Below are 24,853 nucleotides of genomic sequence, written 5' to 3'. Positions count from 1 at the left end.
CCGTTGCCCGCTCGCAGCTTGTCGCGCGCAAAACACAGGATATTTGTCAGCATGAGTTATCAATCAGTCTTCTCAGCAGGGTTGTTCGCCGGGCAAACCATCATGGTTACCGGTGGCGGCAGTGGCATCGGGCGCTGCACCGCGCATGAACTGGCGGCGCTCGGCGCACATGTGGTGTTGGTCGGGCGCAACCTTGAAAAGCTTGAAAAGACCGCGGGCGAGATCAGTCAGGACGGTGGCAGCGTCAGCCTGCACACCTGCGACATTCGCGATGAGGAGTCGGTCAAGGCGATGGTCGCGGCGACAATCGCCGAGCACGGCGCCATCCATCATCTGGTCAACAATGCCGGTGGCCAATACCCGGCGCCACTGGCTTCAATCACCCTCAAAGGCTTTGAGGCCGTGGTGAAGACCAATCTGGTCGGCGGTTTCTTGGTGGCCCGTGAGGTGTTCAATCAGAGCATGAATAAAACCGGCGGCAGCATCGTCAACATGCTCGCCGACATGTGGGGCGGCATGCCCGGTATGGGCCATTCGGGCGCGGCACGGGCGGGCATGGAAAACTTCACCAAAACCGCCGCCTTCGAGTGGGCGCATGCGGGCGTGCGGGTGAATGCCGTCGCGCCGGGCTGGATTGCTTCCAGCGGCATGGACACCTACGACGGCGCCTTCAAGGCCGCGATTCCGCTGCTGCGCGAGCATGTTCCGCTAAAACGCATCGGCACTGAATCTGAGGTTTCGGCCGCCATTGTCTTCCTGCTTAGCCCAGGCGCTTCATTCATCAGCGGCACCACCGTGCGCATCGACGGCGCCGCCAGCCAGGGCGGCCGGGCGTTCCCGCTGAGCAAAGCCAAAGCAGGGCAAAGCCATCCTTTCAATGGTTTCCATCGCGCCTACATGCCTGACGTTCTCAAAGGGGAATAACCGATGCCGGTGATCCAGTCCGAAATAGACCCGCACAGCGAAGACTTTGCGAGCAATCGCGAGGCCATGCTCAGCGCCATTGCCAGTTTTCGCGATGTCGAACGCAATTGTCTGGAGAAAGCCTGCGAGGCCAAGGCCAAGTTCGAAAAGCGCGGCCAGCTGCTGCCCCGTGAACGGCTCAATCTGCTGCTTGATCCGGGCGCACCGTTTCTCGAGCTGGCCTCTCTGGCCGGCTATAAACTGCATGACGATAAAGATGGCAGCCAGGCAGGCGGAGGGATTATTTCCGGGATTGGTTACATCGCCGGCATCCGCTGCCTGATCACGGCCAGCAACAGCGCGATCAAAGGCGGCACCATCTCGCCAACCGGCCTGAAGAAAACCCTGCGTCTGCAGCAGATCGCAATGGAAAACAAATTGCCGGTAGTCGCCCTCACCGAAAGCGGCGGCGCCAACCTCAATTATGCCGCCGAGATTTTCATCGAAGGCGCGCGGGGCTTTGCCAATCAGGCGCGGATGTCCGCCATGGGGTTGCCACAGATCACCGTCGTGCACGGTTCCAGTACGGCGGGCGGTGCGTATCAGCCGGGGTTGTCTGACTACGTGGTGGTGATTCGCGGCAAGGCCAAGATGTTTCTGGCCGGCCCACCGCTGCTCAAGGCCGCCACCGGCGAGATTGCCACCGACGAAGAGCTCGGCGGCGCGCAAATGCACGCCGAGGTAGCGGGCACGGCCGAGTATCTGGCGGAAAGCGACGCCGACGGCTTGCGCATTACCCGCGAGATCATGGCCATGCTGCCGTGGAACCAGCAATTGCCGGTGCGCCCGCAACGCACCTATCGCGAGCCGCTGTACCCGCCAGAAGAGCTGCTGGGTGTAGTCCCATCCGATGCCAAGAAGCCCTACGACGTGCGCGAGATTATTGCGCGCATTGCCGATGGCTCGGAGTTTCTCGACTTCAAGCACAACTACGACAACCAGACCATTTGCGGCCACCTGAGCATCGCCGGCCAGCCCTGCGGCGTGATTGGCAATAACGGCCCGATTACCCCGCAAGGCGCCAGCAAGGCCGCGCAGTTCATCCAACTGTGCGAGCAAAGCAACACGCCGTTGTTGTTCTTGCAGAACACCACAGGGTTCATGGTTGGCAGCGAATCCGAGCAGCTCGGGGTGATCAAGCACGGCTCAAAAATGATCCAGGCTGTCGCCAACGCCACGGTGCCCAAGCTGACGCTTGTCGTCGGTGGCTCGTACGGCGCCGGTAACTACGCGATGTGCGGCCGCGGCCTCGATCCACGCTTTATCTTTGGCTGGCCCAACTGCAAAACTGCGGTCATGGGCGGCGCGCAGGCCGGCAAGGTACTGCGCATTGTCACCGAGGCCAAACACGCCAAGGACGGCAAGGAAGCAGACCCGAAGATGCTCGACATGCTGGAACAGGTCACCGCGCAAAAGCTCGACAGCCAGTCGACAGCCTTGTTCGGCACCGCCAGTTTGTGGGATGACGGCCTGATCGACCCACGCGACACCCGCACCCTTTTGAGTTTCTTGCTGGATATCTGCGCCGAAGCGCAGGTGCGCCCGCTCAAATCCAACACCTTTGGCGTCGCCCGCCTCTGATCCGGAGAATAATAAAAAATGATTTTCACTCAAGAACATCAGGAACTGCGCCGCACCGTACGCAACTTCGTCGACAAGGAAATCAACCCGCACGTTGAGGAGTGGGAAAAGGACGGGCGTTTCCCGATCAAGGAAATCTTCAAGAAAGCCGGTGATCTTGGCTTGCTGGGTATTTCCAAACCGGAAAAATTTGGCGGCATGGGCCTCGATTACAGCTACTCGATTGTTGCCTCTGAAGAGTTCGGCACCATTCACTGCGGTGGCATCCCGATGGCCTTTGGCGTGCAGACCGACATGTGCACGCCCGCCCTCGCCCGCTTTGGCTCGGACGAGCTGCGTGACGAATTTTTGCGCCCGGCCATCAGCGGCGACATGGTCGGCTGCATTGGTGTCTCCGAAGTGGGCGCAGGCTCTGACGTGGCCGGTTTGAAAACCACCGCACGCAAGGACGGAGAAGACTATGTGATCAATGGTAGCAAGATGTGGATCACCAACTCGCCCAGCGCCGACTTCATTTGCCTGCTGGCCAACACCTCGGACGACAAGCCGCACGTCAACAAGTCGCTGATTATGGTGCCGATGAATACGCCGGGAATTTCCCTGAGCCCGCACCTCGACAAACTGGGCATGCGCAGCTCGGAGACCGCTCAGGTGTTCTTCGACGAGGTGCGTGTACCGCAGCGCTATCGCATCGGCCACGAAGGCGCGGGTTTCATGATGCAGATGCTGCAGTTTCAGGAGGAACGCCTGTTCGGTGCGGCCAACATGATCAAGGGGCTGGAGCACTGCGTAGACGCCACCATCGAGTACTGCAAAGAGCGCAAAACCTTCGGCAATCCGCTGATCGACAATCAGGTCATTCACTTTCGCATGGCCGAACTGGCCTCTGAAATCGAAGCCCTGCGCGCCCTCGTCTACCACGCCACAGAGCTGTATGTGAGCGGCAAGGATGTCACCAAGCTGGCATCGATGGCCAAGCTCAAGGCCGGCCGCCTGGGCCGTGAAGTGACCGACAGCTGTCTGCAGTATTGGGGCGGCATGGGCTTTATGTGGGACAACCCGGTGTCGCGCGCCTATCGCGACGTGCGTCTGGTTTCGATTGGCGGCGGCGCCGACGAAATCATGCTCGGCATCATCTGCAAGCTAATGGGTATTTTGCCCGGCAAGAAAAAGGCTTGAGTCGATGATGACTCAATCACGGCAAACACCTCTGTCAAAGGAACGCCCATGAAGCTGCCGAGTACCAACACGCTATTGCTTGAGGTCTGCGACTTCAGCCTGCGCATTACCCTTAACCGCCCCGCCAGCCGCAACGCCATGAGTCTGGAAATGGTCACCGAGTTGCGCGAGGTGTTCAGCCTGCTGCGCCAGCAGACAGCAATACGCGCAGTGGTGATTCGCGGCGCAGACGGGCACTTCTGCGCCGGTGGCGATATCAAGGACATGGCGGCAGCACGCAGCGTTGGTGTAAATGCCTACCGCGAGCTGAACCGGGCGTTCGGCAGCATGCTTGAAGAAGCCCAGCAGTTGGCGCAGGTGGTGATTGCCGTGCTTGAAGGCGCGGTACTCGGCGGGGGTTTCGGCTTGGCGTGCGTCTCGGACATCGCCATTGCCAGCCACGCGGCGAAGTTCGGCTTGCCCGAAACCACACTGGGAATCCTGCCCGCGCAAATCGCCCCGTTCGTGGCCAAGCGTATCGGCCTGACGCAAGCGCGGCGGCTGGCCCTAACAGCCGCCCGGTTTGGCGGCGAAGAAGCCGTCAGCCTGGGGCTGGTGCATTTCAGCGAACCCGACACCGCGGCATTGGAACAGCGTTTGGCGGCAACACTGGCGAATATTCAGCGTTGCGCACCGGCAGCCAATGCAGCAACCAAAGCCTTGCTGCTGCGCACCGAGCAAGAGCCACTGAATGAGTTGCTGGATGCGGCAGCAGAGCAATTCGCCGAGTCGGTGGTGAGCGCTGAAGGTGCCGAAGGAACCCTGGCATTCGTCCAGAAACGCGCGCCGAGTTGGGCGCAATAAGCAGGAGCCGCACGCATGCCCGCTTTCAATAAAATTCTCATCGCCAACCGTGGCGAAATCGCCTGCCGGGTCATCCATACCGCTCAGGCATTAGGCTATCGCACGGTCGCGGTTTACAGCAGCAGCGATGCCGACTCACGCCACGTTGAGCTGGCCGATGAAGCGGTATGTATCGGCCCCGCGCAAGTCAGTCAGTCTTACCTGAAAATCGACGCGATCATCAGTGCCGCCCAACAAACCGGCGCCGATGCCATTCATCCGGGCTACGGCTTTCTCTCGGAAAACGCGGCATTTGCCGAGGCCTGCAAGGCTGCAAACATCGTGTTCATCGGCCCGAGCGTCGAGTCGATTCATCTGATGGGCAGCAAACGCTTGTCGAAAATCGCCATGCTCGAAGCCGGTGTGCCGTGCATTCCCGGCTACGAGGGTGCCGCGCAGGATGATGCCACGCTGGCGCGCGAGGCCGAGGCAATTGGCTATCCGCTGATGATCAAGGCCAGCGCCGGTGGCGGCGGTCGTGGCATGCGCCTCGTCGAATCTGCGGCGCATCTCGGCGAGCAGCTGCGCACCGCTCGCTCCGAGGCGCTGAACGCGTTTGGCAGTGATGAGCTGATTCTGGAGAAAGCCGTGATTCGCCCGCGCCATGTCGAGGTGCAGGTGTTTGGCGATCAGCACGGTAATCTGGTGTACCTCGGTGAGCGTGACTGCTCGGTGCAGCGCCGCCACCAGAAGGTGGTCGAGGAAGCGCCCTGCCCGGTCATGACCGAAATGCTGCGCAACGCCATGGGCGCAGCCGCGATCAAAGCTGCTGGCTGGGTGGACTACGTCGGCGCTGGCACGGTCGAGTTCCTGCTCGACAGCAGCAATGGCGAATTTTACTTTCTGGAGATGAACACCCGTTTGCAAGTTGAGCATCCGGTCACCGAGCTGATCACCGGGCAGGATCTGGTGGCGTGGCAAATCATGGTCGCCGAAGGTCAGGCACTGCCGCTGCAACAAGAGCAGATCCAGCTCAACGGCCACGCCATGGAAGTGCGCCTGTACGCCGAGGACTCTACGCATAACTTCATGCCGCAAACCGGCGCGGTATTGCAGTGGTCGCCGGAGCTGCTGGACGGCATCCGCATCGATCACGGCCTGCGCGAAGGCCAGCAAATCTCGGCGTTCTACGACCCTATGCTGGCGAAAATTATCGCTTATGGCGCAACCCGTGAAGAGGCGCGGCGCAAGCTGGTGCGTGCGGTCGAGCAATGCGTGTTGCTTGGCGTTAATGCCAATCAGCGGTTCCTTGCTAATTTACTCAAGCATCCGGAATTTGCAGCCGGCAATGCCACCACCGCATTTATTGCCGAGCATTTTCAACAGGACCCAAGCCTGAGCCCGGCGGCACCTGACAACGATGAAATTGCGCTGGCTGGCGCGCTGTTGTTTCAAGCAGGTGCGCAGCAACCTGTCGGCGCTAATAGTTTGTCCGGCTGGCGCAATGTTGCAAGCTCACCGCTGCAACTGAAACTGCAGGTGCTGGAGCAAAGGGTGGGCTTGCAAGTGGCCGTTAAGCAAGCCGGCAATCAGGCGCAGTTGGCTGTCACCGTCAATGACCAACAGCTGGAAATCCAGTTGCTGGAACTGCATCAGGGACGCGCAACCGTGGTGATCGACGGCGTGCGCAAACGTATTGCCTTTCATCTGCAGGGCGGCAGCCTGTGGCTTTACGGGCACAGCGGCAACCTGCATTTCACCGACGTCACCCACGCCCAAGTCACCGCAGCGGCCAGCGCCACCACTGGCACCGTCAAGGCGCCCATGGATGGTGCGATCGTCGATGTGCAGGTTGAGATAGGCAGTCGCGTCAGCAAGGGCCAGCTGTTGTTGGTGCTGGAAGCGATGAAAATGGAACACCCGCTCAAGGCCAGCATCGACGGAATCATCAGCAGTGTTCAGGTGCGCCAAGGGGATCAGGTGCGCAATCGCCAGATACTGATTGAGATCGAGCCCGAACATGCAGACGCCGAGGCCGTTACCGGCTGAAACGCATCACTTCATCTACTGAACGGAATGCCGCTATGTCACTGAATAACAAGACCCTGTTCATCACCGGCGCCAGCCGCGGTATCGGCCGCGAAATTGCCCTGCGTGCGGCCCGCGATGGCGCCAATATTGTGATTGCAGCCAAGAGCGCCGAAGCCCACGCCAAGCTCCCGGGCACCATCCACAGTGTTGCCGAGGAAGTGATCGCAGCCGGTGGCCAGGCTCTGGCCTTGCAACTCGATGTGCGCGATGAAAATGCGGTGGCAGTGGCCATGGCCAAAGCCGCTGAGCACTTTGGCGGCATCGATGCGCTGATCAACAATGCCGGCGCAATCAAGCTGATGGGCGTCGAGCATCTGCCGGCTAAACGCTTCGACCTGATGTACCAGATCAACACCCGGGCCGTAATGGTTTGCAGTCAGGCCGCGCTGCCGTACCTGAAGAAAAGCAGCAACGGGCACATCATCAACCTCTCGCCGCCGTTGAGTCTCGACGAAAAATGGTTTGCCCAACACGGCCCCTACACCGTGACCAAATATGGCATGAGCATGCTCACATTGGGCATGAGCGCCGAGTTCAAGAAGTATGCCATCAGCGTCAACTCGTTGTGGCCGAAAACCATGATCGCCACCGCCGCCATTGAGTTCGAACTGGGCAGTCGTGACGCCTTCAAACGTGCGCGCTCGCCGCTGATCATGGCCGACGCCGCCTACGCCATTCTTAACAGCAAGCAACGCAGCATCAGCGGCCGCCTGCTGATCGACGAAGAGATTTTGCGCGAGCACGGGCAGACCGAGTTCGCGCACTATCGCTTTGATCCAGAAGGCGGCGACCTGATCCCTGATTTGTTTGTCGACTGATTTCAGTTGAGCCAAAAGCCGGCATTGCAGGCAGATATATTTGCCCTATCCAACCTGCAGCGCTGGCTAAAATTCCGAGCAAGCGCCATCCTTGGCTCTTTAGCGGCGCGCAGTTTTTTCGCCGCCCGATAAGTTAAGGATCATTGCTATGCAAAATGCACCTCTGGCTGCCAACGATTACGAGTTCCTCGAAGATGCACTGCTGAAATACGGCGACGACAACTCCGTACTCAACGTCTCCGAACTCGATGGCTACCTGACCGCACTCGCGTCTGGCCCGGTTCAGGTGGATATTGCCGAGTGGTTCCCGGCTATCTGGGGCGGAGAGAATCCGGACTGGCAAAGCCCGGACGAAGCCAAGCAATTCATCGACCTCAGCGTACGTCACCTCAACACTCTGGCCGCACAACTGGGTACTGATGTGCAGGCGTTCGAACCGCGCTTCGAGACCACCGACCATCATGGCCAGAGCGTAACGCTGGCTGAAGAATGGTGCTTCGGTTACCTGCGCGGAATCAGCGTCAGCAACTGGCCTGAATTGCCGGCGCAACAGGCCGCGCAACTTGAGCTGATTGCCCAGTGCGCCGAAGAAGACAATTTCGAGTTGCCAGCCAATTTCGATGCTGATCAGCATAACCAGCAGTTGGCAGCAATCAAGCCGGCCGCGATTGCCCTGCATGATTACTGGGTAACTCAGCGCTAAGCCTGCTGCAATTTAAAAGGGCGGCCCAGTTGAACTGGAGCCGCCCTTTTCATTTCTAGCTCAGGCCAGTCACTCAGGCATGGTCTGTTCGCACGGCAGCCGGAGCCTTGGCTTGCGCGGGTGGTGTCGCAGCGCCGTGATCGTCTTCGGCAATCACCGGCACCTCGTTACCTTCACAGTCGTACAGTTTGCCATCGACGAAGTGATCGCCGTCGTTAAGGCAGGCAATGTCGGTGAAACGTAGCGAACGTTCAGTACCCGCGACAAACACCGACTGCTGATCGGAGTTACCGGTGGTGAAGTGGTTGAACGCCAGATTGAGGATGATCGCCATGATGGCCGACGAGCTGATGCCCGAATGGAAGATGGTGGCGAACCAGTCTGGGAAAGCGTGATAGAAAGTCGGCGCAGCAATCGGGATCATGCCGAAGCCGATTGAGGTGGCAACGATGATCAGGTTCATGTTGTTGCGGTAATCAACCTTGGAGAGCGTGCGGATGCCGCTCGCCGCCACAGTACCAAACAGCACGATACCCGCCCCGCCCAGCACCGAAGTCGGCACAGCGGCGATAATGCGGCCCATGATCGGCAGCAGGCCCAGAGTAACCAGAATCAAACCGCCGGTGGCAACCACGAAACGGCTCTTAACGCCGGTAACGGCAACCAAACCCACGTTCTGCGCAAATGCGCTCTGGGTGAATGAACCGAAGACAGGGGCGAGCATGCTCGACAGCATGTCGGCGCGCAGGCCATTGCCGAGGCGTTTGGAGTCAACCTTGGTGCCGATGATTTCACCAACTGCAAGGATGTCGGCGGAGGTTTCGACCAGCGTCACCATGATCACGATGCACATCGAGATGATCGCTGCGATATGAAAGGTTGGCATGCCGAAGTGAAACGGCGTCGGGAAGGCGACTATCGAGCCTTCAGCGACTTTCGAGAAGTCCGCCATGCCCAGCGCCATGGCGATTAATGTACCGATGACCATGGCCAGCAAAATCGACAGACGCGAGATCGTCGCGCTGCCGATTTTGCTCAGCAGCAGCACGATAACCAGGGTGATGGCTGCAAGGCCGATGTTGCCCATGCTGCCAAAGTCTTCCGCACGGCTGTTGCCGCCCATTGCCCAGCGCGCCGCGACCGGCATCAGCGTCAGGCCAATGGTGGTAATCACGATTCCGGTGACCAGTGGCGGGAAGAACCGGGTTATTCGGGAGAAAACCGGGGTTATCAATAAGCCGATTAACGAGGCGGCTATGACCGCACCAAAGATCGCCTGGATGCCGCCACTACCCCCTGTGGTAACAATCGCAACCATGGTCGCGACACCGGCGAATGAAACGCCCTGTACCAGCGGTAACTGGCAGCCGAAGAACGGCAGCCCAAGGGTTTGCAGCATGGTCGCCAGACCACCGGCGAACAGTGACGCGGCAATCAGCAGACCGATATCACTGGGAGACAAGCCGGCGGCCTGACCGACAATCAGCGGCACGGCAACGATGCCGCCGTACATGGTGAGTACGTGTTGCAGGCCGTAGGCCATATTGGCCGGGGCTCCGAGGTTCTCATCTTCCGGGCGTGGCGCTGAAGTACTGCTATCTACAGACGTAGTCATAGGGAGTCTCTCGCTTTTTATTGTATTCACGACGCTGGCAATAATATGCGTCGATTTTTTCCACTTGTATACAATAAATATTGAGAGCCAAACCTAAGTAGAGCCAGCGCCAAATACATCCAGCGTGACTTATCAGTCAAATCAGATATTTAGACGCGAAAAGGCAGAAGAAACGCAAAGAAAAGTGTGCACAATTAATTGCAAACAACAGCACAAAACTCTGCGAAAGCTGGGCTTAAAGCGTTACTGCTTGAACTCGATTTGCAGTTCAGCACCGTCAATCGAGTGCAAATACTCATCGTCATCATCGTTGGTGTGCAGCTTGCCGCTTAGCTGATATTTGCTCGGCTGATCGTCTTCGGGCACGAACAACGGTGGCAGCAGTGGATCGGCGGTAGGTTCATCGACTGCGGCCTCATTGAGCTCCTTGAGCAGGCCTTTAGGCAAACTCAGGTCGAGTTTGGGCTTTTCCGGCTCTTTGGGCTTGATCGGCGCTTTCGGTTTGGGTTTGACGGGCGGCTGATAGGTGCTTTCGGGGGAATCCGCCGCCTCGACTGGTTCCAGCGGCTCGCTGACCTCGGGCTCGATGGCACCTGCTGGGTCTGGCAGCGCCTCAGGCACCAGCTCTGCCTCTTCAGGCACCGGTGGCTGGACGACTACAGTTTGCTCTGGCGGCTTTTCAGCTGGAACAGACGCGACCGGTTTCACCACCTTTTTCGGCGCTGAATCTTGCTCGCAGGCAACGAGTAAGGGGGCCAAAAGTGCCAAAAGGAGCAAACGCTGCGTAGTCATAGTCGATCTGAAGAAGAGATAACCTGCACCCTCGCCCAGCATTGCTGCTGCGAGGATGTCATTCAATAGCACTATGCTCGCGTACTGCCCGCTAACTGACAAGCTGGATTTTGTCGCAGGCGCCGGCTTTAGCGCTCCTTGGCGAGGCGCTTCAGCTGTTGCTCGATATCCAGCGCGGGTAAACGCTGTTGCAAGCGCTGAATACGGGCATTGGCGGCAGCTGTGTCACCCGCCTTGCGCAAGTCGAGAATTTCAAGCAACTGCGCATGCGTCTGCTCATCAACTGCAAGCTGCAGATTGTCTGGTTTGCTCTCGGCGCTCGACGCCATGGAGGCGACCGAAGCTGGAGCCATCGGCGCTGGCGCTGCGGCTTCCATTTCAGGTTTGGCAGATGGGGCGCTGAGCTGCGGAGTCTGCTGAGCCTGACTGCGCTCCAGCACTTTCTTGCTGGCCTGTTGTTCGTGCATCGCTGGCGCCGCGTACTGGCGGGCAGCCGGGCCATCGTAGTTGGTTGGCTCTGGCTCGACTGTATTGAACACCAGGCCCACGGCGACGCCGATCACCATTACGCTGGCCAGCGCCACAGGCCAACGCCCCCCGCGCTCACCGGCAAACAGCCAGGCATGCAGACGCGACAATGCGGATGAACTCGCCGCCGGTTTTTTCGCCGCTCTGGCCGCCGCACTAGCCGCCGCACTCGCCGCCTGCATGATGCTGGCATCGGTGACAGCCGATGGTTGCAGATCATGATGGGTTCGGTAGTGCTCAATCAGTTGCTGCTCACTGGCATCCAGCGGGTTGGGTTGCTTACTCATACGTTGACCTCTTCAGCTGCCGGATCGGCCAGCAGCCGACGTAACTTTTGCAATGCGTAGCGCAGGCGACTCTTGACTGTTTCAGCTGGCGTTTGGGTGATGTCTGCAATTTCGTGCAACTCAAGGTCAGCGTGCGTGCGCAATAAAAACACTTCGCGTTGATCCAGCGGCAAATCCGCCAGTGCGGCGTCCAGACGCTGCCGGTCCTGACTCAGGCTCAATTGCTGTTCCGGCGTCGCCTCGCCGGCCGGTTGCGCGTGCAGCTGATCATCGTACTGATCTTCGCGACTCGCACGCGTGCCGTGTTTGCGCCAATAGTCGATCAGCCGGTTGCGGCCGATCTGGTACAGCCAGGTTTTAAACTGCACCGCTTCGCGCTGCAACGACTGGCTGCGGATCAGGCTCAACCAGGTTTCCTGAAACACCTCTTCAGCCACAACCGGGTCATTGCACAGGCCATGCAAAAATCGCAAAAGCCCGAGGCGATGGCGCTGGTACAGTTGGCCGAAAGCGTCCTCATCGCCCAGACGATAGCGGCGTAACAGTTCGCTATCGTCAATTTGGGCATCGCCAGGTTGCGTCACTCAATCAATCCTTGCTGTTGGTGAAATAGTTTCCTGAGTCGAGGTTTGCAGACTGTGCGCAAGCTCGACCATCTGCACACTCTGCGCGCAACCCCAGTCCATCGCGGACCTTGCTCCTGCGCGGCAATCTCGCAGTGGCAGCCATATCGAACGCGCCGGTGAACTTACCGCCTTTAGCTGTTGGGCGAATGCGCCGACTGCAGCTGATGATATTCGCAAGCGGTAATCAGGCTGGCAGAAAAGCCCAGCGGCAATGCATGGCAGGCAATAATCGTGGCGCATCTCCTTGGCGATCAGTCCCGATGCCAAGGTAGACGCAGCCGAGTGCAGATCCGGGTTAATAGCCTGGGCTGACTTCCTGGCACAGCTGATTGGCCAACATGCCCAGTGTCATCAGCGCCCGCTCTGTTTCGCGGGTTAACGGGATGCCACAGTTCAGCCGAACACAGTGATTAAACTGCTCGGTATTACTGAAAATTAGTCCCGGTGCGATGCTGATGCCCTGCTGCAACGCGCTGACGTGAAGGTCTTTGGTGTTCACCCGTGCCGGCAAACTCACCCACAAAATGAAGCCGCCATTGGGCCGGGTCATTTGCGTGCCTTCCGGGAAATAGCGCTGCACCGCCAACTGGAACACGCTGAGATTCTTGCGGTATTCCTGACGGATGTAGCGCAGATGGCGGTCATAACCACCATTTTCCAAGTAGGCGGCCACCGCCATTTGCGTCACGCTGCAAGCCGAGTGCGTGCTGAATGTCTGCAATCGCTGAATTTCTTCCTGATACTTGCCCGCAATGATCCAGCCGATCCGCACACCGGGCGACAGGGTTTTCGAGAAGCTTGAGCAATACACTACGCGCCCCTCTTTATCGCTGGCTTTAAGCGCCTTGCTCGGGCCTTGCTCGAACATCAACTCGCCGTAGATATCGTCTTCAACAATCTGAATATCGAAGTTCTCGGCCATGCGCAGCAATTGCTTCTGGCGGTCTTCGGGAATGGTTCCGCCGAGCGGATTGCTCAGGCGCGCGGTCAGTACCAAGGCCTTGATCGACCACTGGCTGGCTGCCAGTTGCAGCGCTTCAAGGCTGATGCCGGTGGTTGGGTCGCTGGGAATCTCGATTACCTTGAGGCCCAGCAAGTCCGCCAATTGCAGCAGGCCGTAATACGTTGGCGACTCAGTGGCGATCAGGTCGCCGGGTTTGGTCAGCACGCGCAGCGACATTTGCAGCGCATCGACGCAGCCATGGGTGATAACCACCTCAGCCGGGCCGACCACCACACCCGCATCACGCATGCGGATCGCAACCTGACGGCGCAACGGCTCAAAGCCCGGGCTGAACATATAGCTAAAGGCGCGGGCACTTTGGAAACGGGTGACCTTGGACAACTGCTGATGCAGCGCTCGCGCCGGTAAATAATCAACATGGGGCACAGCCGCCCCCAGCGGGAAAACACCTTCGCGGCGCGACTCGGTGAGCACTTGATTGATAATGCTGCTGCGGGTAACCAGGCTGGGCCGCTCGACCCTCGCCAGATCAGGCGTTTGCGCAGTCAGAGCCGGGGTTTGGTGCACATAGAAGCCGGATTGCGGCCGCGCACGAATCAGCCCCTGATCCTCAAGATTGGCGTAGGCTTGCAGTACAGTTGCGTGGCTGACATTGAGCTGCGAGCTCATCTTGCGCACCGACGGCACCCGCTCACCCGGCTGATACACCCCGCGACGGATGTCCTCTGCCAGCTGTTGGGCAATACGTTGATAGAGCAAAAGATTGGTCATGGCCACTTCTCACCGAACTGAACCGTTACAGTAACCGGTCACACAGAAATTGCACCGGTACAGATTCAATAATTGTGGACGATACAGTGGCAAATTCAAGGGACTGTTACGGTTTAGTTTGCCTATAGAGCAACTGTTCCAGAGGACGAATAACGTACGGTGGATGGATTGGTGCATAGCGTGCGGAGGATGGATAGCGTGCGCAGCATCGCAATCCGTCAAGGCGATGCAATCGCCCAATCAACAGACCAATGCACAACCGCGCACCGCAAAAAACCCAAAGCCAAACCGCGCAACGCAGCCTCACCGTCATGACGGAAGCCGCGATGCGGATTCCATCCTCCACATTCAAACCGGAAGCCAAATCCGGAGAACCGGAGGATGGATAGCGTGCGCAGCATCGCAATCCGTCAAGGCGATGCAATAGCCCAATCATCAGACCAACGCAAAACCGCGCACCGCAAAAACCCAAAACCAAACCGCGCAACACAGTCCCGCCGCCATGACGGAAGCCGCGACGCGGATTCCATCCTCCACATTCAAATCGGAACCAAAAATCGGAAAACCGAAATACCGGAGGATGGATAGCGTGCGCAGCACCGCAATCCGTCAAGGCGATGCAATCGCCCAATCATCAGACCAGCGCAAAATCCCGCACAGACCAAAACCCAAAGCCAATCCGTGCAACACAGCCCCACCGACATGACAGAAGCCGCGATGCGGATTCCATCCTCCGCATTCAACAGAAAAACCGGAGGATCGGAGGATCGGAGGATCGGAGGATCGGAGGATCGGAGGATGGATAGCGTGCGCAGCACCGCAATCCGTCAAGGCGATGCAGTCGCCCAATCAACAGACCAACGCATATCCCGCATCGCAAAAACCCAAAAGCCAAACCGCGCAACATCGCCCCATCGCCATGACGGAAGCCGCGGTGCGGATTCCATCCTCCAGCGGGTTTATCGTGCGGCGCCCATGCGGCCTTGTTCGTCGGAGAAGACCACTTCGACGCGACGGTTTTGCGCCCGGCCTTTGGCCGATGCGTTTTCTGCCACCGGGAAGCTCTCTCCGAGGCCTTGTACGGAAATACGCTTGCTGTCGATACCAAGGTCAACCAACGCATCCGCCACGGTCTGTGCGCGTGCCTGCGACAATTCGATGTTCTGCTGGGTATCGCCGCTGCTGTCGGTATAGCCTTCGATACGTACAACCCGCAACGGATGCAATTGGAGGAACTGCACGAGCTTGAGCACGGTGCGATTGGCAGAGGCTTTGAGGTCCGCATGGCCGGCATCAAACAGCACATCGCCGATGGTAATGACCAGGCCGCGCTCGGTGTCGGTGGTGACCAGATTGACCATCTGCTCACCGAGCAAGCCGTTCTGCTCCTGCAACGTCAGCAGCTTGGCCTCGCGCAGGGTCAGCTGCAGGCGCTGACGCTCCAATTCGAGCTTGGCGGCACGTTCGTTATTGGCGGTGAGCAGGCTCTTCTGTTTGGCGATGTCGCTGTAGCGCTGGCTCAGGTAGGCGTAATGCATTACATCTTCGCTGCTGCCCAGATAACTGGAAAAACGTTCGGCACGGACCAACGTTTCGCCCGAGCGGATTACGTCTTTGGGTGCGCTGCGCAACACCTCGGTGTTGTCGCGAATACCTTCAAAGCTCGCCTGCGCATTCTGCAATTGCTGCGCGGCGTCCTGCGAGGTCGCACAACCACTCAACGCAGCCACCAGCAAGGCTCCACACATTCCCTGCAAACTGTTCATTGCTGCGCCCTCAACTGCGTACGCAGACGATTGATCTGCTTGTTCAACTCTTGCAGACGTACCTCGCTCTGGCCCACAAGATAGTCGGCCTCAGCTTCACGGGCATCCAGTTCAGCCTGTTCTGCAAGCATGCGCGCCTCTTTGAATTGCTGCTGCGCGACAGCCTGATCGGCACGCTGCAACTTGGCTTCGGCTTGCTTGAGCGATTCTATGTCGGTTGTGGCGCCGACAGCTTTCGCTTGCGCAATGCTCTGCGCGGTCAACTGCAACTGCTCGGTCGGTTGCGGGTCGCTGGCACAGCCGGCCATCGCCAATAGCAGCACTGCGCTGCATGACAGTTTATTGATCACAAAGGGTTCCTACTGATTCGAAGGGCTATCCGTGGTGCTGGCGGCTTGCAACACATGCTGCTGCCAGAGGATGTAGTTCTGTTCAAGCCAGGCTTGCGGAAGCTCGGTTGCTGCCAATTCTGTCATTTTTTTGGCCAGCTGTCCGCGCAGCCATGGCGTGTTGCACGCCGAGTTGTGCGAAATCGCCAAATGCAGGCCAGTGCTTTCAATCGGTGGCGACAGTGCCAGCAAATCCTTGGCCAAGCCTTTACTGTTCGCCAGCAACTGGCCCGGCTCGCGCTCAGCCAATACATAGTCCAACTCACCAGCCATGAGCTTGTCGAACAGCTGGGCCAGGTTGGCGCCCTGCTCAAGCGATAGATTTTCGCTGGCGTAGGCTTTGAACGCCGGGCTGAAATCCATGCCGACACTGGCGCCACGGCGCTCGCGTAAATCAGCCCACTCGATATAGGGGAAACTCAGGATGTTGCGCACCCACACCACGTCCGCTTGCTGGAACAAAGCCGGATAAACAATATCCAGATGCTCAAGATCCTGCGGGGTAATGCTCGCGCCCGCCAACAGATCAACCCGGCCACTGCTCACCTCGGACTCGGCCTTGGCTTTGGAGCTGCTGTAGACCACATCAATGCGAATGCCCAACTCCTTGCCCAGATGCGCAAGTAGATCGGCTTGCGCGCCAATCAAGCGCTTGGGGTTTTGCGGGTCGCGCCAGAGAAACGGCGGATAATCCGGCTGGCCCGTTGCAACCATGCGCTCGCACGCCATCTCGGCCATGGCCGCCGGCATGCTCAACACACAGATCAACGCGACGAGGGGTCTTGCGAGCAATCGATAAAGCATTAAAAAAATCAACCTTGGGTCAGGAGACTGGCAAGCAAATGAGGCCGCTTAAGCCTGCGCGCCACACACCGCTTGTGCTGCGCGAGGTGTTGCTAGGCTAAAGGCATTGCACTGGGGAAAACACTTAATAACGTCCCTAATCGCAACTTTTTGCCTACTTGCAGAACAGTGTCAGGATTTTTAACAGATCGCAAAGATGGCTTCATGCTAGCGTATGAGCCGCTAAAAAACCCAGCGACAAGGATTCGCAATGAAAAAACTAGTGGCCGCCCTCCTCCTTTTGGTCGCCGCAACGGCCGGTGTTCTCTACGCATTCCCCGCCACAATGCTGTGGAGTGTGCAGTGGGTCGGTGAACGCGTAGCCGGTGTTTCGAGCCGGCAAATCGAGGTCGCCGATCTTAGCATTCATTATTACGAAGGCGGGCCTGCGGGCGCTGAAACCTTGCTTCTGGTGCATGGTTTTGGCGGCGACAAGAGCAACTGGTTGAAATTCGTCGGCCACTTCACCGGCAAATACCACGTAATCGCCCTCGACCTGCCCGGTTTTGGTGACAGCAGCAAGCCGCAGCTCAGTTTCGATGTTGGCACACAAGCCGAACGCTTACTGACCTTTACCGACGCCCTGAACCTGCCGCCAGTCAATCTGGTTGGCAACTCGATGGGCGGCCACATCAGCGCACTCTATGCCGCACGCTATCCGCAGCGGGTCAAAAGCCTGGCATTGTTTGATAACGCCGGGATCACCGCGCCAGTCGACAGTGTGTTGTTCAAACGCCTGAAAAGCGGCCAGTCCAACCCTCTGCTGATTCAAAGCCGCAGCGACTTCAAGCAGATGCTCGATCTGGTGTTCGTCAACGTGCCGCCCATGCCTGAGCGTCTGAAGAACTATCTGGCAGATAAGGCAATCGCCAGTTATCCGCGCAACAGCAAAATCTTCGAGCAACTGCAAACCCGCTACATCGCCCTCGAACCCGAGCTTGGCAAGATCAAGGTGCCTACCTTGCTGCTCTGGGGCGATCAGGATCAGATACTCGACATTTCCAGCATGGCGGTCATGCAGCCGTTACTGGCAAAGCCCAGCACGGCCGTGATCAACAACTGCGGCCACGTGCCAATGCTTGAATGCCCGGACGAGACAGCCCAGCAATACCAGCAATTTCTCACCACCAACAGCAAAGGCTGAGCAAATCGCAGGCAACAAAAAACCCGCACAAGGCGGGTTTTTTTGTTGCCTGAAAAGACTGGAAGTTAAACCAGTTTTTCCAGCTCAGGTACCGCTTCAAACAGGTCAGCAACCAGACCGTAGTCTGCAACCTGGAAGATTGGCGCCTCTTCGTCTTTGTTGATCGCAACAATGACTTTCGAGTCTTTCATACCAGCCAGGTGCTGAATGGCACCCGAGATACCAACAGCGATGTACAGCTGCGGTGCAACGATCTTACCGGTCTGGCCGACCTGCATGTCGTTCGGTACGAAACCTGCGTCAACTGCAGCGCGCGAAGCGCCAACAGCAGCGCCCAGCTTGTCAGCCAGTGCGTACAGGTGCTTGAAGTTGTCACCGTTCTGCATGCCACGACCGCCAGATACGACAATTTTGGCAGCGGTCAGTTCAGGACGATCAGACTTCGCCAGCTCTTCGCCAACGAATGCCGAAGTGCCTGCGTCTGCACCAGCAGAAACTGCTTCAACAGCAGCGGAACCGCCTTCAGCAGCAACCGGATCGAAACCGGTAGCACGCACGGTGATCACTTTCACGGCAGCCGAAGACTGCACGGTCGCGATAGCGTTACCGGCATAGATTGGGCGTTTGAAGGTGTCTGCGCTTTCAACCGCAACGATCTCGGAGATCTGGTCAACGTCCAGCTGAGCGGCAACGCGCGGCAGGATGTTCTTACCATTGCTGGTGGCAGCAGCCAGGATGTGGCTGTAGCCAGCACCCAGTTCTGCGATCAGCGGAGCAACGTTTTCTGGCAGCTGATGAGCAAAGGCTGCGTTATCAGCAACCAGTACCTTGCTGACGCCAGCGATTTTGCCAGCCGCTTCAGCAGCAGCGCCGCAAGCAGCACCTGCAACCAGAACGTGGATATCGCCACCAATTGCCTGCGCAGCAGCAACGGTGTTCAGCGTGGCAGGAGCCAGAGCAGCGTTCGTGTGTTCTGCAACTACTAAGATAGCCATTTAGATTACCTTCGCTTCGTTCTTCAGTTTCTCGACCAGTTCAGCAACCGACTTGACCTTGATACCCGCGCTGCGTGCAGCAGGCGCTTCGACTTTCAGGGTCTTGACGGTGGAAGCAGTGGAGACACCGAGTGCGTCAGGAGTTACCACTTCAAGCGGCTTCTTCTTGGCTTTCATGATGTTCGGCAGCGACGCGTAACGCGGCTCATTGAGGCGCAGGTCGGTGGTCACGATAGCTGGCAGGTTCAATGCAACAGTCTGCAGGCCGCCATCGATTTCACGGGTTACGTTTACTTTGTCGCCAGCCACTTCAACCTTGGAGGCGAAGGTGCCTTGAGCGAAACCAGTCAGAGCGCCCAGCATTTGGCCAGTCTGATTGTTGTCGCTGTCGATCGCCTGCTTACCCAGGATAACCAGCTGTGGCTGCTCTTTCTCTACAACCGCTTTCAGCAGTTTGGCCACAGCCAGAGAATTCAGTTCGTCGCCGGACTCAACCAGAATCGCGCGATCAGCACCCAGTGCCAGTGCGGTACGCAGTTGTTCCTGCGCAGCAGTTGGGCCGATGGCAACGACGACGATTTCGCTCGCAACGCCTTTTTCTTTCAGGCGAACTGCTTCTTCAACAGCGATTTCGCAGAAAGGGTTCATCGACATCTTGACGTTGGCAAGATCAACGCCGCTGTTGTCCGCTTTGACACGAACCTTGACGTTGTAGTCAACCACTCGTTTGACAGCTACAAGAACCTTCATGGATTCCTCGTTACTCTCTTGTGAATAGGATTATCGCCGACACTCGATGGGCATGTGTGCAGATCGGCAGTACTAACCTGCGCCCCTGACGACGAATGTAAAACCGACCGTATCTTGACCGCACAGACCCGATGGGTCAATACAGCGAACTGCCCAGTCATCCGTGATGTAGTAAGATTCTACCAGTCCTACAGAAAATTCAAACAAACGTTTGTATTGGACCCAAGCGCGCCTGACGATATAATGCGCGCGCACTGTTCACGGACTGAACCTGCCTTTCCAATAAAATATCAAGTAAGAGCCTGACTAGGAGATAGCCTGTGGAACGCGAATTTATGGAGTTCGACGTCGTCATCGTCGGAGCTGGCCCTGCTGGCTTGTCCGCCGCCTGCCGCCTGAAGCAGAAAGCTGCTGACGCGGGTAAAGAATTGAGCGTCTGCGTGGTCGAAAAAGGCTCCGAAGTCGGCGCACATATTTTATCGGGCGCTGTATTTGAGCCACGCGCACTGAACGAGTTGTTCCCTAACTGGAAAGAACTCGAAGCACCGCTGAACACGCCGGTGAAGCGCGACGACATCTACATGCTGAAGAACGCACAAAGCGCCAGCAAGATTCCAGACTTCTTTGTGCCTAAAACCATGCACAACGAAGGCAACTACATTATTTCACTGGGCAACCTGTGCCGCTGGCTGGCTCAGCAAGCCGAGAATCTGGGTGTTGAGGTCTATCCGGGCTTTGCTGCTCAGGAAGCACTTATCGACGAGAACGGCGTAGTTACCGGCATTTTGACCGGCGATCTCGGCGTAGACCGCGAAGGCAATCCGAAAGAAGGCGTGTTCACGCCCGGTATCGAACTGCGCGCCAAGTACACCCTGTTTGCTGAAGGCTGCCGTGGCCACATCGGCAAGCAGCTGATCAAAAAGTACAACCTCGACTCCGAAGCCGATGCTCAGCATTACGGCATCGGCATCAAGGAAATCTGGGACGTCGATCCATCCAAGCACGAGCAAGGTCTGGTGGTTCACACTGCCGGCTGGCCGCTGGATGACGAAAACATGGGCGGCTCGTTCCTTTATCACCTGGAAAACAATCAGGTAGTCGTTGGCCTGATCGTTGATCTGTCCTACAGCAACCCGTACCTGTCTCCGTTCGATGAATTCCAGCGTTACAAGCATCACCCGGTGATTGCTCAGTACCTGGAAGGCGGCAAGCGCGTTGCTTACGGCGCACGTGCCATCTGCAAAGGCGGCTTGAACTCGCTGCCGAAAATGGTCTTCAAGGGCGGTGCGCTGATCGGTTGCGATCTCGGCACCCTCAACTTCGCCAAGATCAAGGGCAGCCACACGGCCATGAAGTCCGGCATGCTCGCAGCCGAAGCTGTAGCCGATGCACTGCTGGCTGGCGGCGAAGGTGGCGATGAACTGACCAGCTACGTGGATGGTTTCAAAGCCAGCTGGCTGTACGACGAACTGTTCCGCAGCCGTAACTTCGGCCCGGCCATGCACAAGTTCGGCGCTCTGGGCGGCGGTGCGTTCAACTTCATCGACCAGAACATTTTTGGCGGCAAGATTCCGTTCACCCTGCACGACACCAAGCCGGATTACGCCTGCTTGAAGCCGGCCGCAGAGTCGAAAAAAATCAGCTATCCGAAGCCGGACGGCAAGCTCAGCTTCGACAAGTTGTCGTCGGTGTTCCTGTCGAGCACCAACCACGAAGAAGAGCAGCCCTGCCACCTGAAACTGGCTGACGCGAGCATCCCACTGGACAAAAACCTGCCTATGTATGACGAGCCTGCGCAGCGTTATTGCCCGGCTGGCGTGTACGAGATCGTCACCCAGGAAAGCGGTGAGCAGAAGTTCCAGATCAACGCCCAGAACTGTGTTCACTGTAAGACCTGTGACATCAAGGACCCTGCACAGAACATCACCTGGGTTGCCCCAGAAGGCGCTGGCGGCCCGAATTACCCGAACATGTAATTTGGCTGCACACAAACAAAAGGCTCCCTCGGGAGCCTTTTGTTTTTTAGAGATTAATATCCGGCGACTTATTCTGGCTGCGGCGCTATCGGGAAAAACTCACCACTGCTCCAGACACCCAGCCATGCTTTGCCCTCGATCACCCGCTCTACGGCTAACTCAACCAACTGATAAAACACGTTGCGATGAATCAGCGCTTCGAGGTTGCTGCGCACCAGCACATAAGGCGCAGGCTCCTGGGTTTGCTCATCGAACGTCACCCGAATCGGGTGCTCTTTATCGGCAATAAACTGATCTTCAACGTTATTGGTAAAGCGCAGCACCTGCGCCTCACCTTCGCCTTCCACTGTCAGCAATGTCGCCACGAAAGGCGCATCATCAACGGTGATGCCGACCTTTTCGACTGGTGTAATCAGGAAGTAATCATCGCCATCGCGACGGATAATCGTCGAAAACAGCTTAACCATCGGCTTGCGTCCAATCGGCGTGCCCATATAAAACCAGGTGCCGTCGCGCGCGATGCGCATGTCGATATCGCCGCAGAAATCAGGATTCCACAGATGCACCGGCGGCAGTCCTTTTGCGCTGCTGGGGATCTGCGCAAGCAAATCACTGACATTGGCTGTATCCGTCATCTTGACCTCCGGTCCATTCAGTCGAGCTGTAAAAATAGCTGAGAACAGGCAACAAAAATAATCGCCAGCCTATTTCTCAGGGCAGTCTAGTCGCTCAAGCCTATCAAGCTGCGCGCATACTGTTCCAGGGGCGGGCCAATCAAATCCTCGGGTTTCGTGTCGTATGTTGTCAGCAAACCGCCGCGCAAGCGTATGCGTGCGGTATCAACCAAATAGCGGGTACTGGTTTCGATCACCATCAACTGGATCACCCCGCTGTCTGGCCCCAAGCGATCAAGCGCCTCCTGATCTTCCCACTCCTCAACCGTACCGATTCGGTCGTCCGCCGTGGCGAAACGGCAATACAGCAAGTAATGCGCGCCATCCGCCCGCGCCTGGCTCATCGCCTGCTCAAGCCCAAGCGGGGTGCGGGACTTGCGCACCAGCGGGAAGTATTCGATGAAACCTTTAAACGCCTCTTCGGCAACCACATTGGCGGTTGGATTAGCCTCGCCTCGCGGCTTGAAATAGCCTTGCGCGATATAAATGAAAGAATCTTGCTGTATGCGCCGCGAATTGGCGCGCTGCGTCTGCGCGTGATCCAGCACGCCAACGTCACGCAATTGGTACTCGGCGCCATCCGCCAAGTCACTGACCTTCATGCATCCGCTCGTCATCGAAAGCGCCAGCAAGGCCAGCAGTGAAATCAGGCTACGCATTTGAAATCTCCAATACCGGCGACAAAAATCCGGCGAATTTCCCTGCAATGCAGAATCCACGCCAGCCTGTGCGAAATTGCAGCCAACATGCAAGCCATCGCCCCAGAATTGCCGGTTGACGAGCTAAAACGGCCCACTGCTGCAGGCTTGAATATACGGCTCTCTATACCCCGAACGTCACTCTGCGCAGTCCTGCTCGGAGGAAATCGGGATGAACTTTCTGATCCGCCCTGCCCTCACATCTTCAGACGTCAGATGAATCATAAGCTGCATGCTTTCCTTTTTTATTTAGATCAGAGGACTAAATGACCGCCATGAGTAATCTACTAGCAGGCAAGAAAGTATTGTTCATCACCTCGAATACGGGGATCGAACGCGATGAGTTGGTTAAACCGCTGGAGTCGCTCAAGGCGCAGGGAGCTTTGGTCACTCATGCCTCAAGTGACGGCGGTACGACCCAGACATTCGTTAATGACACAGACAAAGACCGCACTGTTGAGTCGCAAACCTCGCTGGCCGGGCTCAAAGCCTCGGACTTCGATGCGCTGGTGATTCCGGGCGGTACAGTCAACGCGGATACGTTACGACTGGATGAAAACGCCCAGCGTTTGGCCAAGGAGTTTGCCGATGCCGGCAAAGTAATCGCAGCGATTTGCCACGGGCCATGGCTGCTGATTAACGCTGGCATTGTCGCTGGCAAAACCCTCACCTCATACACCAGCGTCAAGCTCGACCTGGAAAATGCCGGCGCTGCCGGTTGGGTCGACACAGAGGTTAAACAGTGCCCAGCCAATGGCTGGACGTTGATTACTTCGCGCACCCCCAAAGACATCCCTGCGTTCACCGAAACGATCATCGCCGCGCTTAAAGCGGAGTGATGTGTTGCTAGCTCAAGGGCGCAGCCGTTGGCGGCACTGCACCGATAGACGTCAGGGCTACGTTCATTGAGCTTGTTCTGGATGTTTTCACCGCAGCTCGCTCGGTATAAGCATCAGCGGCATGGCAGTAGATAACCTGCCGTGCTTGCTGCGCGAAGACACCCTTGGCCATCATGGCTACGCCTCTATGCTAGGAACTATTCCATAGGTACTTTGGTGATGGCGAATCCAGCTAAAACAGTGACGGAATAGACAGCTAGACCTGATTTTCGGCCAATGATGATGTCATTCCCAGCGAACCTGACCGGGTACTTTCGACCAAGCCCAGAATGAGTATTCTGGCCAGAAAGTACTGTTTCATTGCTTTTTGAATCTCGGTATCAGACGCAACTCTTTAACGACTTCCACCTTCAGCCTTAGTTTACGTTGCCTTTAAAATTCTAAAGTTCTTATGTGATATTCATGTTTAATTTAAGGTTTTAATTGTGTAATTGTCTATGAGCGAAATATATAAACCAGTAATCACATTGTGAACGGGATGTAATTATCTACTGAACCCCCAGGAGGTTATGACGCCTAAAAAACCGCTAGGAAAGTTGGGATTATTTTTGCAACAAAAAAGATCAAAACTGCACCAAGTCCGAATTATTATACTTTTTACATAGTTACACGGACAACTGTTTGATTAACAATTCTCCAGCTTATTATTTTCTTCCATGCTAACTAATTATTAGAGAAATTGTACTTACAGCGAGCTTGCATTAAAAACTGGCATTCATTTCATAAATATAGCCAAGCTGATAAGTATGAATAGTTAAATCTTCATTCACATTGGCAGAGTTATCTTTGGCTATTCGTTTTGGGCCATCAAACAGATGGCCAGTCGAAATACCAATGAATTGACTCACACAGACGTTGCCAACAAACATTTTGATAGAATTAAACTGACTCTAGATATAACACAGCTCTTTGATTCGTTGACCACATGGACAATTACTCCAATCTTCTTGAACCTCAAAACCAAAATTCTTCCATTCAT

22 protein-coding genes are annotated in these 24,853 nt (G+C 57.0%); 10 read left to right on the top strand and 12 right to left on the bottom strand.

Features of this window, described 5'->3' with window-relative positions:
* Positions 1-51 precede the first annotated feature (51 nt).
* The 7 genes from BM395_RS09860 to BM395_RS09830 all read left to right on the top strand — a co-directional run bounded on the left by BM395_RS09860 (position 52) and on the right by BM395_RS09830 (position 8,157).
* The gene (locus tag BM395_RS09860) at positions 52-924 is read left to right on the top strand and encodes an SDR family oxidoreductase (protein WP_090511225.1); all 873 of its coding nucleotides are present in this window, start codon (positions 52-54) and stop codon (positions 922-924) included.
* Between the two features lie 3 nt (positions 925-927).
* Positions 928-2,544, top strand: a complete 1,617-nt coding sequence (gene atuC / locus BM395_RS09855; RefSeq protein ID WP_090511223.1) for a geranyl-CoA carboxylase subunit beta — start codon at positions 928-930, stop codon at positions 2,542-2,544.
* 18 nt (positions 2,545-2,562) lie between these two features.
* On the top strand, positions 2,563-3,723 hold the full coding sequence (gene atuD / locus BM395_RS09850) for a citronellyl-CoA dehydrogenase (protein ID WP_090511220.1): 1,161 nt from the start codon (positions 2,563-2,565) through the stop codon (positions 3,721-3,723).
* Positions 3,724-3,771: 48 nt separating this feature from the next.
* Positions 3,772-4,566 carry an enoyl-CoA hydratase/isomerase family protein gene (locus BM395_RS09845; RefSeq protein ID WP_090511217.1) on the top strand — a complete coding sequence of 265 codons (795 nt, stop codon included), beginning with the start codon at positions 3,772-3,774 and terminating at the stop codon, positions 4,564-4,566.
* A 15-nt stretch (positions 4,567-4,581) separates the two neighbouring features.
* Positions 4,582-6,594 (top strand): acetyl/propionyl/methylcrotonyl-CoA carboxylase subunit alpha, encoded by a 2,013-nt coding sequence (locus tag BM395_RS09840; protein ID WP_090511215.1) that lies wholly within the window; start codon positions 4,582-4,584, stop codon positions 6,592-6,594.
* 35 nt (positions 6,595-6,629) lie between these two features.
* Entirely contained in the window at positions 6,630-7,454 is an 825-nt protein-coding gene (locus BM395_RS09835; RefSeq protein WP_090511212.1) for an SDR family oxidoreductase, read from the top strand.
* 148 nt (positions 7,455-7,602) lie between these two features.
* The gene (locus BM395_RS09830) at positions 7,603-8,157 is read left to right on the top strand and encodes a UPF0149 family protein (RefSeq protein ID WP_090511210.1); all 555 of its coding nucleotides are present in this window, start codon (positions 7,603-7,605) and stop codon (positions 8,155-8,157) included.
* 73 nt (positions 8,158-8,230) lie between these two features.
* Here BM395_RS09830 and BM395_RS09825 read toward each other — a convergent pair whose 3' ends face one another.
* The 8 genes from BM395_RS09825 to BM395_RS09790 form a co-directional block, all read right to left on the bottom strand.
* Positions 8,231-9,772: a nucleobase:cation symporter-2 family protein gene (locus BM395_RS09825; RefSeq protein WP_090511207.1), complete on the bottom strand. Its 1,542-nt coding sequence runs from the start codon at positions 9,770-9,772 to the stop codon at positions 8,231-8,233.
* A 243-nt stretch (positions 9,773-10,015) separates the two neighbouring features.
* Complete coding sequence (locus BM395_RS09820; protein ID WP_141124089.1) at positions 10,016-10,480, bottom strand: hypothetical protein; 465 nt, start codon at positions 10,478-10,480, stop codon at positions 10,016-10,018.
* Positions 10,481-10,692: 212 nt separating this feature from the next.
* A complete protein-coding gene (locus tag BM395_RS09815) occupies positions 10,693-11,379 on the bottom strand; it encodes a hypothetical protein (protein ID WP_090511202.1) in 687 nt (228 codons plus the stop codon).
* Positions 11,376-11,963, bottom strand: a complete 588-nt coding sequence (locus BM395_RS09810; RefSeq protein WP_090511201.1) for an RNA polymerase sigma factor — start codon at positions 11,961-11,963, stop codon at positions 11,376-11,378. Before BM395_RS09810 ends, BM395_RS09815 begins: the two co-directional genes overlap by 4 nt.
* Positions 11,964-12,300: 337 nt before the next feature.
* Positions 12,301-13,740, bottom strand: a complete 1,440-nt coding sequence (locus BM395_RS09805; RefSeq protein ID WP_069899877.1) for an aminotransferase-like domain-containing protein — start codon at positions 13,738-13,740, stop codon at positions 12,301-12,303.
* 959 nt (positions 13,741-14,699) lie between these two features.
* On the bottom strand, positions 14,700-15,506 hold the full coding sequence (locus BM395_RS09800; protein ID WP_090511198.1) for an OmpA family protein: 807 nt from the start codon (positions 15,504-15,506) through the stop codon (positions 14,700-14,702).
* Complete coding sequence (locus BM395_RS09795; RefSeq protein WP_090511766.1) at positions 15,503-15,814, bottom strand: DUF4398 domain-containing protein; 312 nt, start codon at positions 15,812-15,814, stop codon at positions 15,503-15,505. The genes BM395_RS09800 and BM395_RS09795 overlap by 4 nt, the downstream gene beginning before the upstream one ends.
* A gap of 51 nt (positions 15,815-15,865) precedes the next feature.
* On the bottom strand, positions 15,866-16,699 hold the full coding sequence (locus BM395_RS09790; protein ID WP_090511197.1) for a substrate-binding periplasmic protein: 834 nt from the start codon (positions 16,697-16,699) through the stop codon (positions 15,866-15,868).
* Positions 16,700-16,949: 250 nt separating this feature from the next.
* Here BM395_RS09790 and BM395_RS09785 point away from each other — a divergent pair, with 250 nt between their 5' ends.
* Positions 16,950-17,882 (top strand): alpha/beta fold hydrolase, encoded by a 933-nt coding sequence (locus BM395_RS09785; RefSeq protein WP_090511195.1) that lies wholly within the window; start codon positions 16,950-16,952, stop codon positions 17,880-17,882.
* A 65-nt stretch (positions 17,883-17,947) separates the two neighbouring features.
* Here the strand turns inward: BM395_RS09785 and BM395_RS09780 are convergent, their stop codons facing one another.
* Both BM395_RS09780 and BM395_RS09775 read right to left on the bottom strand, forming a co-directional pair.
* Positions 17,948-18,877, bottom strand: a complete 930-nt coding sequence (locus tag BM395_RS09780) for an electron transfer flavoprotein subunit alpha/FixB family protein (RefSeq protein WP_069902205.1) — start codon at positions 18,875-18,877, stop codon at positions 17,948-17,950.
* Positions 18,878-19,627 (bottom strand): electron transfer flavoprotein subunit beta/FixA family protein, encoded by a 750-nt coding sequence (locus tag BM395_RS09775; RefSeq protein WP_069902204.1) that lies wholly within the window; start codon positions 19,625-19,627, stop codon positions 18,878-18,880.
* Between the two features lie 320 nt (positions 19,628-19,947).
* On the opposite strand from BM395_RS09775, the gene BM395_RS09770 reads away from it, so the two are divergent.
* The gene (locus tag BM395_RS09770; protein ID WP_090511193.1) at positions 19,948-21,603 is read left to right on the top strand and encodes an electron transfer flavoprotein-ubiquinone oxidoreductase; all 1,656 of its coding nucleotides are present in this window, start codon (positions 19,948-19,950) and stop codon (positions 21,601-21,603) included.
* Positions 21,604-21,671: 68 nt separating this feature from the next.
* Here the strand turns inward: BM395_RS09770 and BM395_RS09765 are convergent, their stop codons facing one another.
* Together BM395_RS09765 and BM395_RS09760 are read right to left on the bottom strand one after the other, a co-directional pair.
* Positions 21,672-22,238, bottom strand: a complete 567-nt coding sequence (locus BM395_RS09765) for a DUF1285 domain-containing protein (protein ID WP_090511190.1) — start codon at positions 22,236-22,238, stop codon at positions 21,672-21,674.
* A gap of 86 nt (positions 22,239-22,324) precedes the next feature.
* Positions 22,325-22,936, bottom strand: coding sequence for a DUF4823 domain-containing protein (locus tag BM395_RS09760; RefSeq protein WP_069902201.1), 612 nt, complete (start codon positions 22,934-22,936; stop codon positions 22,325-22,327).
* A gap of 314 nt (positions 22,937-23,250) precedes the next feature.
* Here BM395_RS09760 and BM395_RS09755 point away from each other — a divergent pair, with 314 nt between their 5' ends.
* Complete coding sequence (locus BM395_RS09755; protein ID WP_090511763.1) at positions 23,251-23,814, top strand: type 1 glutamine amidotransferase domain-containing protein; 564 nt, start codon at positions 23,251-23,253, stop codon at positions 23,812-23,814.
* The last annotated feature ends 1,039 nt before the right edge of the window (positions 23,815-24,853 follow it).

Origin of the sequence: Pseudomonas marincola, assembly GCF_900116605.1 — a bacterium.
Lineage (GTDB): Bacteria > Pseudomonadota > Gammaproteobacteria > Pseudomonadales > Pseudomonadaceae > Aquipseudomonas > Aquipseudomonas marincola.
Note: the sequence above shows the minus strand (reverse complement) of the source record. Positions and strands in the feature narration are given on the sequence as shown.

Coding starts and splice junctions, on each gene's coding strand:
- BM395_RS09845 (WP_090511217.1), top strand. CDS start 3,772: ATGAAGCTGCCGAGTACCAACACGCTATTGCTTGAGGTCTGCGACTTC.
- BM395_RS09830 (WP_090511210.1), top strand. CDS start 7,603: ATGCAAAATGCACCTCTGGCTGCCAACGATTACGAGTTCCTCGAAGAT.
- BM395_RS09825 (WP_090511207.1), bottom strand. CDS start 9,772: ATGACTACGTCTGTAGATAGCAGTACTTCAGCGCCACGCCCGGAAGAT.
- BM395_RS09815 (WP_090511202.1), bottom strand. CDS start 11,379: ATGAGTAAGCAACCCAACCCGCTGGATGCCAGTGAGCAGCAACTGATT.
- BM395_RS09860 (WP_090511225.1), top strand. CDS start 52: ATGAGTTATCAATCAGTCTTCTCAGCAGGGTTGTTCGCCGGGCAAACC.
- BM395_RS09840 (WP_090511215.1), top strand. CDS start 4,582: ATGCCCGCTTTCAATAAAATTCTCATCGCCAACCGTGGCGAAATCGCC.
- BM395_RS09755 (WP_090511763.1), top strand. CDS start 23,251: ATGAGTAATCTACTAGCAGGCAAGAAAGTATTGTTCATCACCTCGAAT.
- BM395_RS09790 (WP_090511197.1), bottom strand. CDS start 16,699: ATGCTTTATCGATTGCTCGCAAGACCCCTCGTCGCGTTGATCTGTGTG.
- atuC (WP_090511223.1), top strand. CDS start 928: ATGCCGGTGATCCAGTCCGAAATAGACCCGCACAGCGAAGACTTTGCG.
- BM395_RS09800 (WP_090511198.1), bottom strand. CDS start 15,506: ATGAACAGTTTGCAGGGAATGTGTGGAGCCTTGCTGGTGGCTGCGTTG.
- BM395_RS09775 (WP_069902204.1), bottom strand. CDS start 19,627: ATGAAGGTTCTTGTAGCTGTCAAACGAGTGGTTGACTACAACGTCAAG.
- BM395_RS09760 (WP_069902201.1), bottom strand. CDS start 22,936: ATGCGTAGCCTGATTTCACTGCTGGCCTTGCTGGCGCTTTCGATGACG.
- BM395_RS09780 (WP_069902205.1), bottom strand. CDS start 18,877: ATGGCTATCTTAGTAGTTGCAGAACACACGAACGCTGCTCTGGCTCCT.
- BM395_RS09835 (WP_090511212.1), top strand. CDS start 6,630: ATGTCACTGAATAACAAGACCCTGTTCATCACCGGCGCCAGCCGCGGT.
- BM395_RS09805 (WP_069899877.1), bottom strand. CDS start 13,740: ATGACCAATCTTTTGCTCTATCAACGTATTGCCCAACAGCTGGCAGAG.
- atuD (WP_090511220.1), top strand. CDS start 2,563: ATGATTTTCACTCAAGAACATCAGGAACTGCGCCGCACCGTACGCAAC.
- BM395_RS09785 (WP_090511195.1), top strand. CDS start 16,950: ATGAAAAAACTAGTGGCCGCCCTCCTCCTTTTGGTCGCCGCAACGGCC.
- BM395_RS09795 (WP_090511766.1), bottom strand. CDS start 15,814: ATGGCCGGCTGTGCCAGCGACCCGCAACCGACCGAGCAGTTGCAGTTG.
- BM395_RS09765 (WP_090511190.1), bottom strand. CDS start 22,238: ATGACGGATACAGCCAATGTCAGTGATTTGCTTGCGCAGATCCCCAGC.